Here is a 16,950-nt window from a genome sequence, read left to right as displayed (position 1 = left end):
AGCGTGTAAACTGGTGGGAGCAAATCGTGCCCAGCCCAAAGCGAGGTATTCAATATGTCTGACAAGCACCGCACCTTTGCCGTTATCGACGGTAACTCGCTCATGCACCGCGCCTTCCACGCCGTGCCGCCCACCATGAACGCGCCGGACGGTCGCCCCACCAACGCGATCTTTGGCTTTTTAAACATGTTTCTCAAGATGATCGACGCCTTTAACCCCGACGGTGTGGTCGTGGCGTTTGATAAGGGCAAGCCGCGCGTGCGCATGGAGATGCTGCCGCAGTATAAGGCGCAGCGCCCGCCCATGGACCCCGACCTGCACGCGCAGTTCCCCATGATTAAGGAGCTGCTCGCTGCGCTCAACGTGCCGATTTTGCAGTCCGAGGGCTGGGAAGGTGACGATATCCTGGGCACCATGGCGCGCCTGGGCGAGGAAGCCGGCTGCGACATGCTGCTGGTGACCGGCGACCGCGACATGTATCAGCTCGTGACCGAGCACGTCAACGTGGTCTCGACCCGCAAAGGCCTGTCCGACGTGGCGATTATGACGCCCGAGAGCGTGGACGACCTGTATCACGGCATTACACCGGCGCTCGTGCCCGATTTTTACGGCCTGAAGGGCGATACTTCCGACAACATTCCCGGCGTGCCGGGCATCGGCCCCAAAAAGGCGAGCGCGCTCATCGCGCAGTACGGCAGCTTGGACGAGGTCATCGCACATGCCGACGAGGTCAAGGGCAAGATGGGCGAGAACCTGCGCGCGCATATCGACGACGCGCTGCTGAGCCGCAAGGTCGCAACCATTCGTACCGATGCGCCTGTCGAGCTCGACTTTGATGCGACGTCCTTCCCGGCGTTTTCTGCCGACGAGGTGTCCGCTGCGCTGGGCACGCTCGGCATTACGGCCATGCAGAACCGTTTTTTGGCGCTGATTGGCGGCGAGGGCGGGGCTGCGGCCGCTGCCAGCACGTTCGAGATGCCTGCTGTTTTGCGTGCCGCCGCCGGCGATGCCGAGGCGCTTGCTGCCGCCGCCGCCGAGGTCGCTCGCGCGATTGATGCGGGCGAGTGGATTGCCGCTGTGGTGGACGATGACAAGGAGGAAGGCGCACTTTTTGGCCTGACGCGCACGCTGTGGCTGGCGACGTCCAAGGGGTTGCTTGCGCTCGAGGAGGGCGACGGCGGTGCGTCTGCCGTGGTCGATGGCTTCAACGTTGCCCACGGCGTGATCGCCGGCGTGCTCGCGCGCCTGTTTATGGAGGGCCGCGTGGCGAGCCCGGACATGAAGGCGCTGCTGCACGAGCTTTCGCCCATCGATTCCTCTGAGCCTGAGCTCATGGATCCGCTGGCCGTCGATTCCACGCGCATCTTCGATACTGTGGTCGCCGCCTATCTGTTGGATTCCGACCGCTCCGAGTTTGACGAGGCATATCTGGCCGATACCTATCTGCAGATGGCGCTGCCTGCGGCGCGCGGTGCGGATGGTGCTGGCGAGGACGCTCCTGCTCCTGCTGCCCGTACCGCGGCGTTGACGCTGGCACTCGTGGCGCCGCTTCGCGACCGCATGGCCCGCGAGAACGCCGCCAACGTGTTCGATGGCATTGAGATGCCGCTCGTGCCGGTGCTTGCCAAGATGGAGCGCGCGGGCATGCTCGTAGATCCCGACCGGCTGCACAGCCTGTCCGAGGGCCTGGCGACCCAGATCACCGAGGTCGAGCGCAGCATTCGCGACCTGGCAGGTGATGAGACGTTTAATATCGGCAGTCCCATGCAGCTCTCGCACGTGCTCTTTGACGTTATGGGGCTTCCGACCAAGGGCCTCAAAAAGACCAAGCGCGGGTACTATTCGACCAACGCCAAGGTGCTGAGCGACCTTGCCCGTGACCACGAAATCGTGCGCCTGATTTTGGACTGGCGTGAGAAGTCCAAGATTAAGTCGACCTATCTGGACACGCTAGGTCCGCTGCGCCGTGGTGACGGTCGCGTGCACACCACGTACAACCAGACCATCACGGCAACGGGTCGCCTGTCCTCGAGCGACCCGAACCTGCAGAACATCCCGACGCGCTCTGAGCTGGGCCGTACCGTTAAGACGGCGTTTTCGGCAGGCGAGGGCAGTGTCTTTTTGGCGGTGGACTACTCGCAGATCGAGCTGCGTCTACTCGCGCATCTCTCGGGTGACGAGCACCTGGTGCGCGCCTTTAACGAGGGCGAGGACTTTCATGCCGAGACGGCCGCGCGCGTGTTTGGCGTTTCGGTGTCCGAGGTAACGCCCGACTTGCGCAGTCGCGCCAAGGCCGTGAATTTTGGCATTGTGTATGGTCAGCAGGCGTACGGTCTGTCGCAGTCGCTGCACATCTCGATGGCCGAGGCGCGTGGCATGATCGATCGCTACTACGAGGCCTACCCGGGCGTGCGCACGTTCCTCGACAACGTGGTGGCGCGCGCCAAGCAGACGGGCTACGCCGAGACCATGTACGGTCGCCGGCGTCATATTCCGGAGCTCAAGGCCAAAAACCCGCAACTCCGTGGCTTTGGTGAGCGTACGGCCATGAACCACCCCATGCAGGGCACCGCCGCCGACATCATCAAGATCGCCATGGCCCGCGTAAGCCGCCGCCTGGAAGAAGAGGGCTTTGCCGCCCACATGATCTTGCAAGTGCACGACGAACTGGACTTTGAGTGCCCCGTCGACGAAGTCGAGCGCCTGACCGCCATGGTCCGCGACGTCATGGAGCACGTAGTAGACCTCCGCGTACCCCTCATCGCCGAAGCCAGCACCGGCATAACCTGGGCCGACGCGAAATAGGAAAGCGCCCACAATTCCAAAGTAACTAAAGGCAGAAGGGGGCTCCTTGCCAACAAGGAGCCCCCTTCATTCCAAAAAATCAGCCAAGTATCTAGACACCCAAGACGCCATCTAGGCGGCAAGCAAGTCAACATAGCCATGCCCGGGGCCGGCCGTTTGATTTTTGTAGATTCCGCACGAGCCGAAGGCCACTTAATGTGGCCTTCGAGCGAGCCCAGGACCTGACCGAGCAAAAATCAAACGGCCGGCCCCGGGCATGGCGACGAGATAGATTACCGAGCCGCCAAGATGGCGTCGATGAGCGTCAGTACGCCCCCGTCGTTGTTGCTCGGAATGCGCCACTTGGCATGCGCATTCATATGCTCTTCGGCATTGTCCACGATAAAGCTATGCCCGACGCGCTCGAGCATAGGGATATCGTTGTAGGTGTCGCCCACGGCGGCGGCATCGGCGATATCGATGCCCAAGTGCTCGCACAGGTGCGCGACGCCGGCGCCCTTGTCGACGCCCAGGTTCATAAAGTCGATCCACTCGCGGCCCGCATTGGTGACGTAGAGCTGATCCGAGAACGCGGGGTTATAGGTCTCGCGGAACGCAGGCTCGGCGTCGTAGGCGGGGAAGAAGATCGAAATCTTGTTGGACTCGAAATCAATGCCCTCAAAGCTGTCGACGTAGTTGATTGTGTTGTAGTAGACGCTGATCTCGTCGTGGTATTGATGGTCGCGGGCAAGCACGTAGAACTCGTCGAAGCAGCACAGGACGGGAACGGCGCGAGAATCCTCCGAGGCACGAGCGAGCACCTGTTGATACAGCGCCACATCGATATTGCTCTTATAGATATAGTTGCCGCGATATATCACGCACGCGCCGTTATCGGGGCAAAAAGCGATGCGGCTCTTGATGTCCTCGAACATCTCCTCGAGCTTGGGTGCGGGACGTCCGCTGGCGGGGCAGAATACGATGCCAGCCTCGGCGAGCTTGTCCAGGCGCTCGTCAAGTCCTTGCGGCAGCACGCGCTCGTCGGTCAGCAGCGTCTTGTCCATGTCGACGGCGATGAGCTTAATGTTTCCGATATTGGCGTCCGATTCGTAAGTTTGCATAAAATCGAGCCTTTCGTTTCGAAATTGTTTCAGACGTTATAACCATCAACTCGTAATCAGGCGTATTTTCGCAGGAACGGAGCGTATTTGCACTGCATTTCACAAACTAATGAAAAAACTTTTCAGAAATTTGAATTTGTCGCTTGTGCAGCGGGCACTTTAGCGTAATATAGCGACCATCGAAAACGGAGACGGCAAAAGAGCCGCTTACCGAGGAAAAGGTACCGTTTGCGATATTAGAATTGCGCCCGGCGATAGGTGAAAGGAGAGGCAGATGCAGTTCGTAAAGATCATAACCACTGCAGACAATGCCATCCGACGCCAGCGCGCAATTTCCCGACGACGATAACAATCGTCTCTGTCCGCATGGGGCGAATTGCCTCAACAGAGTCATTTTAAGGTCGTTGGGTTTTAGCACGACATTGCTGTATGTTTCTAGGGCATGTATGTGCTGATTTTTGCTATTTAACCTGATATTGCACGGTACGTGACCTTGAAATGACTTGCAACTGACCGATGTTCTAACTAGCTACCAAGGGCGAAAGGAAACAGCCATGAGCAAGGAAAAAGTCGTTCTCGCATATTCCGGTGGTCTTGATACATCCGTATGTGTCAAGTGGCTCCAGGACGAGAAGAATCTCGATGTCGTTTGCGTCTGCGGCAACGTGGGCCAGGAGGAGACCGGCCTGGATGCCAAGAAACAGAAAGCGCTCGACCTGGGCGTTCTTGATTGCCAGGTGCTCGACCTGCGCGATGAGTTCTCCGATGAGTTCCTGACCAAGGCCATCGCCGCAAATTCCATGTACGAGAACAAGTACCCGCTGCTTTCCGCTCTGTCTCGCCCGCTGCTCGCCAAGAAGCTTGTCGAGGTCGCCCACGAGTTTGGCGCGACCTACGTCGCCCACGGCTGCACCGGCAAGGGTAACGACCAGGTTCGTTTTGAGGCTGCCGTCAAGGCCCTCGACCCCGAGCTTAAGGTTATCGCCCCGGTTCGCGAGTGGGATCTGAAGTGCCGTCCCGACGAGGTCGCCTATGCTCACGCCCACAACGTGCCGGTTCCCGAGGGTGCCAACGACAACCCCTATTCCATCGACGACAACCTGTGGGGTCGTGCCATTGAGTGCGGCCACCTGGAGGATCCCTGGAACGAGCCGCTCGACGACGCCTGGGTTATGACCAAGAATCCCGAGGACACGCCCGACACCCCGACCTACACCGAGATTGAGTTTGAGGCCGGCAAGCCCGTCGCCGTCGACGGCAAGAAGATGAAGCTCTCCGAGATCGTCATCGCCCTCAACAAGATTTCGGGCGATAACGGCTTTGGTCGTCTCGACCTGGTCGAGGATCGCCTGGTGGGCCTCAAGAGCCGCGAGTGCTATGAGGTTCCCGGCGCCCTGACGCTTATCACCGCCCACAAGGCGCTCGAGGATATTTGCGTCGAGGGCGATCTGCTCAAGACCAAGATTAAGCTCGAGCAGGATTGGGCCACCGCCGTGTACAACGGCCAGTGGTACAGCCCGCTCAAAAACGCACTCGACGCCTTTATGGCCGATACCCAGAAGTTCGTGACCGGCACCGTCCGCCTGAAGTTCTTTAAGGGCAACTGCCATGTTGTCGGCCGCAAGAGCCCCTTCAGCCTCTATGACTACGGTCTGGCCACCTACGACCGCGACACCACGTTTGACGAGAAGGCCAGCGCCGGCTTTATCGAGATCGACACGCTGTCGCTCAAGACGTGGGCCAAGGTCCAGGGTCCCAGCTCTGCTGCCGCCTAGGCTTAAGTCTTTCTCCCTTGGTATCCGCGCGGCCCATCCGCGTGATACATAACGGGCGCATGGGGTCCCTACCTTTCGTTATGCTTGCTGACACTTCTTAACATCGGTGGCCCCTACATTCCGCCCGCATATATGATGCCGCGCCTGCGGCTGAGTCCGAGCCCCGCCGGGGTTGTCCGGCGGGGCTCCTTCTATCAATTTGACGGCTCTGCGCCTATATATATCTGAGGAGTATCCATTATGTTCAATGCTATCGCGCATGCTTTACTTGCCCTCGCGCCCGAGTTCGATGCTGCAAAGGTCGAGGATGTCCCTATGAGCCTGAAGACATGGATTGACGGCTCGGCGAGCAACGGCTGGCGGGAGTCGATGGGCGCCAAGTGCCTGGTGCGTCACTTCTTTGCAAATTAGCCACATGGTCTCGCGCTCGGTGGGGAATGTGCAAAACTAGCGGTTGATAAATCGCTTTAGCGACATGGCGCTTTGCTTTGGGCGCTTGTTTTGGTATTTGGAGAAAGGGGACGGTTCCATGGCTCTTTGGGGCGGTCGTTTTGAGACAGGCGTGGCCGAGGTCACGCAGGAGTTTGGCGCGTCGCTGCCGGTCGACAAACATCTCTATAAGCAGGATATCGCTGGCTCTAAGGCACATGCCAAGATGCTGGCGGCCCAGGGCATTATCAGTGCAAAGGACGAGCAGGCGATTGCCGAGGGTCTGACCGCAATCGAACAGGATATCGATGCCGGCAACTTCACCTTCGATATCAACGACGAGGACATTCATATGTCCATCGAGAGCGAGCTGACCCGTCGCATCGGCGAGGCGGGCAAGCGCCTGCATACCGGGCGTTCGCGCAACGACCAGGTGGCGACCGATACACGCCTGGGCGTCAAGGCGCTGGCCAAGGAGCTCATGGAGGCCAATCTTGAGCTGCGCCACGTGCTGGTGGATGCGGCCAAACAGTACGACAAGGTGATTCTGCCGGGTTACACGCACATGCAGCATGCTCAGCCCGTGCTGCTGTCGCATCATCTGCTGGCGTATTCTTGGATGTTCGCGCGCGACTTTACACGCCTGAAGGCCGCCTTTGATGCTGCCGACAACTGCCCGCTGGGCGCTGCCGCGCTTGCCGGTACGAGCTATCCGCTCGATCGTCAGATGACGGCCGCCGAACTTGGCTTTGCGGGCGTGATTCCCAACTCGCTCGATGCGGTTTCCGACCGTGATTTCCTCCTCGATCTGCATTACGCCGGCTCCGTCATGGCGATGCACCTGTCGCGTCTTTCCGAGGAGATCGTGCTGTGGTCGAGCTCCGAATTTGGCTTTATCACGCTTTCCGACTCGTATTCCACTGGCTCGTCCATCATGCCGCAGAAGAAGAACCCCGATTTTGCCGAGCTTATCCGCGGCAAGAGCGGCCGAGTCTATGGCAACCTGGTGCAGCTGCTCGTGACCATGAAGGGCCTGCCGCTCGCCTATAACAAGGACTTGCAGGAGGACAAGGAGGGCGCGCTCGATACCGCCCATACGCTCATGCAGTGCCTGTCCGTTATGGCCGGTATGATCTCGACCTGGACCGTCAACGAGGATGCCATGGCGCGCGAGTGCGGCGTGGGGCACCTTGCCGCCACCGACGTTGCCGACTACCTGGCCAAGCGTGGCCTGCCGTTCCGCGAGGCCCACGCCGTGGTGGGCCATTTGGTCCTGATGTGCGAGAAGCGCGGCTGCAATCTTGAGGACCTGCCGTTTGAGGTGTTCCAAGAGGCAAGCCCGCTCTTTGAGCACGACATTACCGAGGCGCTCGACATCCCGTCGATTGTCGCTGCACGCACGACCGAGGGCGGTACCGCCCCTGCCGCCGTTGCCGTGCAGCTGCAGCGTGCCCAGGCACAACTCGTTGCCGACGAAGGTGTGCTTGGATCGCTGACCAAGGTCGTCGAGATGGGCCATGGGGCAAAGTAAGGGTTTAGTTGAAGCGGCTTTGGCCATTTATTGATAAATCGTTTTTGCCTTTACGGGCGTCTGCTGCAGTGGACGCCCGTATTTTGTTGCAATGGGAAAGGGGCTTGTCGATAACTTCTGTAGGACCTTTGGGCAGGTTGTGAAGGGGCTACGTTCACGGGCGGCAACCGACCGTCCGCTCGGTTCGGTGCGGTTGATGCGCGGTCGGATGGTACTCTAATCGGGCTTCGAAACAGAAGTGACACATATGGAACGTTTTAATAAATTGTAGTGTTTCAATAAACAGTTTTTTGTTTAACTGCAGCTAAAACTCTGTTACGATGCAGTCCAGGCGGGTGCCGGAATGGGACTTGGGCACGCGCGAACCTACTTGAAAGGCTACCTTATGGCTATCGAGAAGACCTTCATTATGATTAAGCCCGACGCTGTGCGCGATCGCAAGATCGGCGAGATCGTTGCTCGCATTGAGCGCAGCGGCCTTGTCATCGAGCGCATGGAGATGACCACGCTCGAGCGCGCTACCGTCGAGGAGCACTACGCTCATCTGGCCGACAAGCCTTTCTTTGGCGGTCTCTGCGACTTTATGACGAGCGGTCCGGTCGTCAAGATGGTCGTTTCCGGTCTTTCTGCTGTCTCCAAGATGCGCACCCTTATGGGCGCTACCAACCCGCTTGACGCTGCCCCCGGCACCATTCGCGGCGACTTCGCTGTCGATGTCAACGCCAACGTGATCCACGGCTCCGACTGCCTGGAGAACGCCGAGATCGAGATCAAGCGCTTCTTTGGCTAAACCAGCTTTGACTCCTCAAAGCTGTTAGCGTGTGGCTTTGGCGCCGCGGAATTCCATCCGCGGCGCCCTTTTTATTCCAGTAGATTTCTAGGTATATCCCAAAAATCTACTAAACAGCCCCCGTCCGGATGTTTCTTCCGGGCGGGGGCTGGCGTTAGCGTATGGCTTTGTAGGTCTTTAAGCCTCGTCGACGACCTTGAGGCCGCGCGTGTGGTCGATCTCGTTGAGGAGGTTAACGCGACGCTCGTGACGGCCGCCCTCGAACTCGGCATCGAGCCACTCGTCGACAATCATCTTGGCGAGCTCGGAGCCCACGACGCGGGCGCCAAAGGCGAGCACGTTGGTGTTGTTGTGCATGCGGGAGAGCTTGGCGCTGAAGGGCTCGGAGCATACGACGGCGCGAACACCTTCGACCTTGTTGGCGGCCAGGCTGATGCCGACGCCGGTACCGCAGATTAGGATACCCAGGTCGACGTCACCGTTGGCCACGGCCTTACCCACCTTGTAGCCGGCGATGGGGTAATCAAAGCTCTCGGAGGTGTCGGTGCCAAAGTTCACGACCTCGCAGCCGCGCTCCTTCAGGTGCTCGGAAATGATGTTCTTGAGCTCGACGGCGGCGTGGTCGTTGCCGATACCGATCTTCATGAGTGGTTCCTCTCTGGTCCGTGCGGCGGAATTGCTAAAGGTTTTACCGCGTTCGACTGCATGATAGCGCGTCTTTTGCCTAAACACTCGGGCGTTTTTTGGTCAAACGCTTTAGCGGACGCGAACATTAGCCCATCACGAAAAATGCCGCCAATTTGCTTCTGGCGGCCGTCTGCCGGAACTCGACTTGCGGTTTTTGGTGCCTTGTTATCAAATGGAGAAGTTGATACTTGCGAGAGCAACCCGTTATACATGTAGGAGATACCTATGCCTACCGATTCCATCCGTGATACCGCGTTTTGTGATGTTTTGAACCGCGAGCTTGTCTGTGCGCTCGGCTGCACCGAGCCCATTGCCGTTGCCTATGCGGCGGCGCTGGCGAGCCAGACGCTCGGTTGCGAACCCGAACATATGGTTGTTGCCTGCTCGGGCAACATCATCAAGAATGTAAAGAGCGTGACCGTGCCCAACTCGGGCGGTATGCACGGTATCGAGGCTGCGGCCGTGCTGGGTGCCGTGGGCGGTGACGCCAAGAGCGCGCTCGAGGTGCTCGAGAGTGTTGACGATGCAGACCGCGCTCGCGTGACCGAGCTGCTCGCCGACGCTGACTACTGCGACGTGTCGCTTGTCGAGGGTGTGCCTAACCTCTATATCAAGGTAACTGCCACTGCCGGGGGCCATACCGCGGTCGTCGAGATCACCGACCACCACACCAATGTTACGTGCCATACGCTCGACGGTATTCCGGTGTGTGGCAAGTCGGCGGGGGAGTGTGACGCCTGCGCCGAGCGCGTCGTGGCCGAGCGTGCCGCCGATAAGGCCGACACGCCCATGTCGATCGAATCCATCATCGACTTTATCGAGGACGGCGACATCGAGGGTGCTCGCGCCGCCGTTGAACGTCAGATTGAGCTGAACGGCGCAATAAGCGCCGAGGGCCTGGCGCACGCTTGGGGCGCTGAGGTAGGCCGTACGCTGCTGGGCGCTCGTGCCGACGACGTCGCCTGCCGTGCCCGTGCCCGTGCGGCCGCCGGGTCCGATGCCCGCATGAACGGCTGTGCGCTGCCGGTCGCCATTGTGTGCGGCTCGGGCAACCAGGGTATTACCTGTGCGTTGCCCGTTATGGAATATGCCGACTACCTGCGCTGCGACCACGAGCGCCTGGTGCGCGCCGTGATGCTGTCTGATCTTATTGCCGTGCATATCAAGAGCTATATTGGTGCGCTCTCGGCGTTTTGCGGTGCTATTTGCGCTGCGTGTGGTGCCGGCGCGGCGATTACCTGGTTGTGCGGTGGCACGCGCGAGCAGATCGGCGCGACGGTCTCCAATACGCTCGGTAACGTGGGCGGCATCGTGTGCGATGGCGCCAAGGCAAGCTGCGCCGCTAAGATTTCCGCTGCCGTTGATGCGGCGATTCTGGGCCACGATATGGCCATGCAGGGCCGCGGCTTCCGTGCCGGCGAGGGCCTGATTCAGGATACGGTGGAAGAGACGATCGCCAGCATGGGCTATGTGGGCCGCGTTGGCATGAAGGATACCGACGTCGAGATCCTCAACATCATGATCGGCAAGACCATCGTCGACTGCTAGGGGCTCTGGGGCACTGCATCTTGTTGTTGAAACTATCGCGCTTGTGGCTGTAAAGCACCTGTCTGCATTGCGGACAGCGAGGATCTCGCGGTAGGTCACCAGGTCGTTCTCGCGCTTGATGCGCTCGAGGACGGTTGCGACAACAAGCGCCGCTATCGCCGGCAGGAACGCCGCAGCCGCGGCGAAGCCGGCGCCCCAGGTGCCCTCCATCCAGTTAAACGCCGGCGACAGTATCAGTGCGAACGCCACCGCCAGCCGCAGCATCCGCGTTCCCATGCGCTTGCGATCTCTTTCGACTGCCTCTTCCATAACGGTTACGTCTCCCTTCACGAGCGTGTCTATGGAGGTGTCGAATAGGATGCTCAGCATGAGCAGGCTCTGGACGTCCGGATACGTCTTGTCCCGCTCCCAGTTCGAGATCGTCTGACGCGACACGTAGAGTTTCTCGGCGAGCTGTTCTTGGGAGAGCCCCATCGCCTCGCGCCGCGTCTTGATCTGGTTGCTGATGTCCATCGTCACCTCCCGGTCGTGAAGGAGCGTCCCGCGAACACGTAGGGTGCGCTATCGAATCTGTTGTACATCATATGCGGCAAGGCTTGCCGGGCGCTGCAAAAACTGTTTTGCACGGGGTTTACCTGCATGATTGTTGCTGCGATGCGTGCCATCGCCGCGGGGAGATTTGGCTTGTGGAGGCTTGCGGGGCGATGGCTTAGCGATGCTGTCGAGCAATCGTCCAAGTGTACAGGCCCATGGCGGCGTAGCCGATTGCGGTATAGGCAACCCCATGGAACGCAAGGTCCTGGCTGCCCTCGACCTTGAGGGGAAACAGGACCGCGGGTCCGATTCCGAGCGCCGCGGGTACCCAGAAGAGCGTCCTCGCGGAGTTCGCGGCGAGCAGGCCGAGGGTGATTGCAGTTGCGGGGAGCACGGGGTAGATCAGCGCCATCATGGCGATCATGCCGGCATCGGGTGGGACGACCCTCACCAGGAGGACGGGGATTGCCCAGCAGGCGCCAACGATTGCGATCAATGCGATGAGGGACGCGCGTACGGTGACGTTCATGGGGCACCTCCTAACGGGAATCGCCCCCATTCTGGCATACATCTTCAGAATGGGGGCTAAGGGGGATACCATTTCGGGGAACGGGTGCGTACCCGCGCTTTTAACTCAGCATCTTGGCGAGCATGCCGATGCCGACGCCCACCAGTCCGCCGGCGATGGCGCCGATGATGATCTGCACCGCGTTGCGCGTGCCCTTGACCCAAGGGTTCATCTCGCGCTCACGGCGCCCCTCGAGCGTGTCGCGATCGACCTGCTCGCCGCGGCTAAACGCCAACACCTCGCGGTACGTGACGAGGTCGTGCTGCTTCTTCATGCGTTCCATATACACGAACGCCACGAGCATCACGACGAGCGCCACGGCGGCAAACGCCGCGGTGGGCGCGATGTGCATGCCCCAGCCCCATTCGAACTGGAACGCCGCCCACGCGCTCAGCACCAAAAACACGACCGCACTCACGACCGTGATTGTGGATAGGGCGTTGTACTTCTTGACCGCTTCGTTCATTACCTGTGCCATGGTTTCCACATCTCCTTTGATGAGGGAGTCCACGGTCACCCCGAACACGTTGGAAAGCAGCAGCAGGCTCTGGACATCCGGATACGTACGGCCGCACTCCCAGTTGCTGATGGTCTGGCGCGACACGTAGATGCGCTCCGCCAGATCGTCTTGGGACAGTCCGAGCTCCGTGCGATGCTCCTTGATGTGCGAGCCCAGCTCCATGCGTTTGCTCCCTAGAGGGTCGGGGTGACCCCTGTCGAGAGCCACCATGTCATTGACGCGAGCATCGTACCATCAAAGGTCTTTATATTTGACCCCCACGGGGCAAAATCGAGCTGTCAAAAGGCTTTATATACGACATCTAGCTGGGAAAAGAACGGTCCCCAAAGGCGGATGCCTCCGGGGACCGGTTGGTGCGTATAGAGGGGGCGAGCTTGCTTTGGGTTGGTGTTGGCCCCGCCGTTCGGCTCGACTTTGGAGCGGCGGGGCTCAGCTCTGCCTCGACCGCGGCGCGGGGCGCGGCTTTGTCCCGACGTCGGCAGCGGCCGAGCCCTGTCTTCCCGGCTTAGCCCTCTTCGCCTTTGGGCGTGCCCTTGAACGAGGGCTCTTTCTTCGGCAGCCTTCCCGCGCGTTTGAGGGCGTCTCGCAAGATCCATTCCACCTGACCGTTGGCGCTGCGCATCTCATCGTCCGCCCAGCGTTGGACGGCCTCCCAGATAGCGGGGTCTATACGGAGTGGATACTGCTTGCGTGCCATGACGTGCCTTCTTGTCGAATGTGCAATTTTGCACCCGTCCCCATATTACTCATTGGTGTTGGGGTTAGTACAGCGAGCCTGCGTTGAGCACCGGGTGCGCCTCGGATTCACCGCAGAGCACCACCATGAGGTTGCTGGCCATCTGCGCCTTGCGCTCGTCGTCGAGCTCGATGGTGCCGCCGGCAGCCATCTCCTTCACGGCCATGTCGACCATGGAGACCGCGCCCTCGACGATCTTCTTGCGTGCGGCGATGACGGCCTCGGCCTGCTGGCGGCGCAGCATCGCCTGGGCGATCTCGGGGGAGTAGGCGAGGTGCGTGAGACGTGCATCGTCGACCTCGACGCCGGCGGGCGCCAGGCGCATCGCGAGCTCGCGGCGCAGGGCTTCGGAGACCTCTTCCACATTGGCGCGCAGCGTGATGGCGCCGGCGGCATCGGACTCGTCCTCCAGGTGGTCGTAGGCGTACACGCTCGCCACGTGGCGCAGCGCCGTCTCGGCCTGCATGGCGACATAGCTCTGGTAGTCGTCGACGTCGAAGAGCGCCTTGGCGGTATCGGCGACGTGCCACACCACGACGGTTGCGATCTCGATGGGGTTGCCCATTTTGTCGTTGACCTTCAGGCGCTCGCCATTCAGGGTGCGCACGCGGGTGGAGATAGTGGTGGGGTTGCCCTTGGCGGCCTTCTGCGCCGCGGCCTTGGCGGCCTTGGAATCGCTCATCTCGAGCTCGATCATCTCGCCGATCCCGGCCGATCCGCCCATGCTCTTGCTAAAGAACGGGTTGGCCCAGAAGAAGCCCTCGTCGCGGACGGTGCCCACGTACTTGCCGAACAGGATGCACACGCGCGCCTGGCCGGGCTGCAGCGAGAAGAATCCGTTGAGTGGGATGAACCACAGGCAAAACGCGAGGATGCTGAGGCCGAGCCCCCATCCGTAGACTGCGGGCGCGTCGACGCCGTCGGGCGTGCTCGCGAGCCCGATGGTGCTCCAGATAAAGAGGCCGATGATGACGATGAGCGCCACCGCCACGGCGACGAGCATGCCGTAGCCCGACTTGGCCTTGAGTTGCTTTTCCACGCTCATTGTGAGTTCCTTTCATGACTGCGCCGGCGTTTGCATGACGTCCCCGGCGCCGCGCTCCAGATTGCGATGGGGAGGAGGCGAGTCCCCGAGCAGTCCGTGCGACTGCTGATTGCATTGTGATATCACATTGAGACCAAGTCAAGGAGAATCGGATGCCGTCTCTCATGGCATAAGTGGTTCGGGGCGCCCGGCATCTACGCTCCGTAGAGGTCTTCCTGTTGCATCTTGGCTCGCAAGTCCCTATAATAGATTCACTCACGGCTGAAGGTTTACCTCTAGATTTGGAAAGGGGAGCTGCACCATGCTTGCTTCCATGAGGATTTGGCTCTAGCCACGGTCGCGTGAGCGACCGGTACTTCGCTGCATACCACCGATCGCATCAAAGGATTATTCCATGACACAACCGAATCCCTGCGCTTCTTGGAAGCGCTCGCTCGCCATCGTCTGGATCGGCGAGTTCTTCTCCGTGCTCACGAGCTCCATTCTGCAGATGGGTCTCATCTGGCACGTCACCCTCACCACCGGCTCCGCGAGCGCCCTGTCGTTCGTGAGCCTGGCGGCCTTCTTGCCCATGGCGCTCCTCGGCGCCTTCGCGGGCACCATCGTGGACCGCACGTCCATCAAGCGTCTCATGATCGGCGCCGATCTCTTCATCGCGGCCGTGAGCCTCACGCTTGTCTTCGGCTCGCTTCGGGGCGACCTTTCTGTCGCCGTTGTGGCGGCGGTGCTGTTCGTCCGTGCGCTGGGCAGCACGCTCCATACGCCCGCCTTCAACGCGCTCACACCGCTCATCGCCCCGCCCGAGGTGCTCGGCAAGCTGGCGGGCATGCTGCAGTTCATGCAGTCGGGTAGCTATATCATCGGCAACGCCATCGCCGCTGCGGTCTACCCGGCGTTTGGTCTGACTTTCATGATCGCGCTCGATGTCGCCGGGGCGGTGCTCGCGAGCATCGCGGTGGCGACCTCCGGCATCAAGACGCCGGCGCCCGAGCGCCATACGCCCGAGGAGAACGCCGAGGCGTCGCACCGCGCGGTGCGGGCCTTCCTATTGGAGACGGCCAACGGGTACCGCGAGCTCAAACGCCATCACGGTCTGTTCGCCATGCTCTGGATCGGCTTCGCCTTCTCGGTCCTGTTCTCGCCCATATCCGCGCTGTTCCCGCTCATGGTGTTCGACCATTTTGGGGGCACCACTACGCAGTCGGCTATCGCGGAGATCGCGTTCTCGGTCGGCATGATCGCGGCGAGCGGCTGGATCGGGGCGACGGGTGGCCTTAAGAACCGCGCTCTTTCGTGCACGCTGGCCATCGGCCTCTTCGGAGCGGGCACGCTCGCGGGCGGCCTCGTGCCCCCTTCCGCGCTCGTTGTGTTTCTGGGGCTTACGTTCGCGATGGGGGTCTCGAGTCCGCTGTACAGCGCGCCGCAGATGGCGCTCATGCAGGAGCGCGTCGATCCCGAGTGCATGGGCCGCGTCTTCGGTCTGTACGGAGCGGTCTGCAGCTGGGCTATGCCCGTGGGGCTCGTCGCATCGACCTTGTTCGCGGACGCCATCGGCGTAAGCGCGTGCTTCGTGCTCATCGGTGCTGCAATGGTGATCCTAGCAGGCATCACCTGGGCGATCCCGAGCATCCGCAAGATTGGGTAGCGCTCTGGCGGAGTGCGTTTCGTTTCGGACGGCTCGTAGGGTCGCTGCGACGTGAAGGGTGGTCGACGGTGCGCCTGCGAGGGCGCCGTCGACCACCCTTTTGTTTAATTCGTCTGGCCCGGCGCCGATCATCATCTGTTCGTCGGGCGATTGCGATGCCGCCGCTTGCCGATACGCGGCTCCTTACGTTGTGCGCATCCCATCGTTCTGGCAGCGTTTCCTGCAGTTAATCTCCAGAGCTCGAGGCGGTGGCCCCTATGAGTAATCTGCTCGAATCCATTCTGCGCGTCGGTATGACCGTGTTCATCGTCGGCCCGCTCACTGCATGGGTCGCCCGCCGCGGCGCGCGCGAGCGCAGCGAGGCAACGGACAGCCTCGATTGCTTCACGGTGCGCATGCCCGCAGCCATCCGCACGATCATCGCCTGCTGCGCCGTCGCGTTCGAACTGCTCATGCTGGGTGTCTACGTCTGGCAGGGCGTCTCGCTGGGCGAGTGGGACCACGAACTTGTGTGGTTCGGTCATGCCATGGCGCTCGCGGGTATGGCTATCTGGGCCTTGCTGAGCATCCCGCGTATCGACGTGGACGGTGGGCGCATTCTCTCGCGTAACGCCTTCGGCATCCGCAAGGAGACGACGTTTGGCAACATCACCCGTGCAACGCTTCACGCGCAGATGATGAGGATCGACCTGTTCGAGGGCGACCGGAAGTTCTGCTCGATAAGCCTCGAGGGGGTGTGCTCGCTCAACCTCCTCGCCCGTCTGGAGGAAGAGGGCATCGAAGTCTCGGACGCCGTCGACGGTCCCATGACCAAGGCGGGCCTGTGTTGGTCTGCCATCAAGCCGTTGACGATTGTTTTCAACGGCATGGCCCTCGTCTTCTCGCTCGTCCTCGCCTTCATGGCGGTCTTCACCGACGAGGGTGCGCGCCTGCTCGTGCTCATCCCGTTCCTGTTCCTGTTCATAGGGGGGGTTCCTGCCCCTGCTCATGCTCGGCATGCCGGCCCGCGGCATCCTCGAGATCGGCAGGCAGGAGCGCGCGCTCGGTTTCTCCTTCTCCGAGGAGATGGCAAGCCGAGGTGCCACGGGTACTTCGCTTGTCGATGACGATTGGTTCATCGAGATCAGCAACGCCCGCGTCGTGGCGTTTCGCCGCGATTACCTCAAGAAGATCACGGCGCACGAGAACAGCGAGAGCGGCGACCGCTGCACGGTGACCACGAGGGGTGGTCGCAAAA

The 16,950-nt window shown here is 60.9% G+C and carries 14 protein-coding genes and 1 pseudogene; 8 read left to right on the top strand and 7 right to left on the bottom strand.

From position 1 onward, the window contains the following. Positions 1–54: 54 nt before the first annotated feature. Positions 55–2,805, top strand: coding sequence for a DNA polymerase I (polA, locus tag ACTNDJ_RS04560; protein ID WP_441063180.1), 2,751 nt, complete (start codon positions 55–57; stop codon positions 2,803–2,805). Between the two features lie 272 nt (positions 2,806–3,077). On the opposite strand, the gene ACTNDJ_RS04555 is transcribed toward polA, so the two are convergent. After that, positions 3,078–3,905: a Cof-type HAD-IIB family hydrolase gene (locus tag ACTNDJ_RS04555; RefSeq protein WP_441063179.1), complete on the bottom strand. Its 828-nt coding sequence runs from the start codon at positions 3,903–3,905 to the stop codon at positions 3,078–3,080. Between the two features lie 554 nt (positions 3,906–4,459). Here ACTNDJ_RS04555 and ACTNDJ_RS04550 point away from each other — a divergent pair. The 4 genes from ACTNDJ_RS04550 (at position 4,460) to ndk (ending at position 8,430) form a co-directional block, all read left to right on the top strand. Beyond that, a complete protein-coding gene (locus tag ACTNDJ_RS04550; protein ID WP_441056173.1) occupies positions 4,460–5,680 on the top strand; it encodes an argininosuccinate synthase in 1,221 nt (406 codons plus the stop codon). 240 nt (positions 5,681–5,920) lie between these two features. Then, entirely contained in the window at positions 5,921–6,091 is a 171-nt protein-coding gene (locus ACTNDJ_RS04545) for a hypothetical protein (RefSeq protein WP_441056172.1), read from the top strand. 118 nt (positions 6,092–6,209) lie between these two features. Then, positions 6,210–7,640 carry an argininosuccinate lyase gene (argH, locus tag ACTNDJ_RS04540; RefSeq protein WP_427747767.1) on the top strand — a complete coding sequence of 477 codons (1,431 nt, stop codon included), beginning with the start codon at positions 6,210–6,212 and terminating at the stop codon, positions 7,638–7,640. A 385-nt stretch (positions 7,641–8,025) separates the two neighbouring features. Next, positions 8,026–8,430, top strand: coding sequence for a nucleoside-diphosphate kinase (ndk, locus tag ACTNDJ_RS04535; RefSeq protein ID WP_055251725.1), 405 nt, complete (start codon positions 8,026–8,028; stop codon positions 8,428–8,430). A gap of 177 nt (positions 8,431–8,607) precedes the next feature. On the opposite strand, the gene rpiB is transcribed toward ndk, so the two are convergent. Continuing rightward, a complete protein-coding gene (gene rpiB / locus ACTNDJ_RS04530; RefSeq protein ID WP_006234151.1) occupies positions 8,608–9,075 on the bottom strand; it encodes a ribose 5-phosphate isomerase B in 468 nt (155 codons plus the stop codon). Positions 9,076–9,342: 267 nt separating this feature from the next. Between rpiB and ACTNDJ_RS04525 the strand changes: the two genes are divergently transcribed. Then, positions 9,343–10,665, top strand: a complete 1,323-nt coding sequence (locus ACTNDJ_RS04525) for an L-cysteine desulfidase family protein (RefSeq protein ID WP_441056171.1) — start codon at positions 9,343–9,345, stop codon at positions 10,663–10,665. 342 nt (positions 10,666–11,007) lie between these two features. On the opposite strand, the pseudogene ACTNDJ_RS04520 reads toward ACTNDJ_RS04525, so the two are convergent. The 5 genes and pseudogenes from ACTNDJ_RS04520 to ACTNDJ_RS04500 all read right to left on the bottom strand — a co-directional run. Continuing rightward, positions 11,008–11,178 (bottom strand): annotated as a pseudogene (locus tag ACTNDJ_RS04520) (helix-turn-helix transcriptional regulator); the annotation flags it as partial. A 196-nt stretch (positions 11,179–11,374) separates the two neighbouring features. Continuing rightward, entirely contained in the window at positions 11,375–11,728 is a 354-nt protein-coding gene (locus ACTNDJ_RS04515; RefSeq protein ID WP_441063176.1) for a hypothetical protein, read from the bottom strand. Positions 11,729–11,828: 100 nt separating this feature from the next. After that, complete coding sequence (locus ACTNDJ_RS04510) at positions 11,829–12,449, bottom strand: helix-turn-helix domain-containing protein (protein ID WP_117762863.1); 621 nt, start codon at positions 12,447–12,449, stop codon at positions 11,829–11,831. Between the two features lie 343 nt (positions 12,450–12,792). After that, positions 12,793–12,984, bottom strand: coding sequence for an Arc family DNA binding domain-containing protein (locus tag ACTNDJ_RS04505; RefSeq protein WP_117734980.1), 192 nt, complete (start codon positions 12,982–12,984; stop codon positions 12,793–12,795). A gap of 64 nt (positions 12,985–13,048) precedes the next feature. Next, the gene (locus ACTNDJ_RS04500; protein ID WP_118345662.1) at positions 13,049–14,068 is read right to left on the bottom strand and encodes an SPFH domain-containing protein; all 1,020 of its coding nucleotides are present in this window, start codon (positions 14,066–14,068) and stop codon (positions 13,049–13,051) included. A 394-nt stretch (positions 14,069–14,462) separates the two neighbouring features. On the opposite strand from ACTNDJ_RS04500, the gene ACTNDJ_RS04495 reads away from it, so the two are divergent. Both ACTNDJ_RS04495 and ACTNDJ_RS04490 read left to right on the top strand, forming a co-directional pair. Then, positions 14,463–15,713 (top strand): MFS transporter, encoded by a 1,251-nt coding sequence (locus ACTNDJ_RS04495; protein ID WP_117799207.1) that lies wholly within the window; start codon positions 14,463–14,465, stop codon positions 15,711–15,713. A 257-nt stretch (positions 15,714–15,970) separates the two neighbouring features. Beyond that, on the top strand, positions 15,971–16,819 hold the full coding sequence (locus tag ACTNDJ_RS04490) for a hypothetical protein (protein WP_233505259.1): 849 nt from the start codon (positions 15,971–15,973) through the stop codon (positions 16,817–16,819). The last annotated feature ends 131 nt before the right edge of the window (positions 16,820–16,950 follow it).

The sequence above is a fragment of the Collinsella sp. HCP3S3_D1 genome, assembly GCF_052064015.1.
Taxonomy (GTDB): Bacteria; Actinomycetota; Coriobacteriia; order Coriobacteriales; family Coriobacteriaceae; genus Collinsella.
Note: the sequence above shows the minus strand (reverse complement) of the source record. Positions and strands in the feature narration are given on the sequence as shown.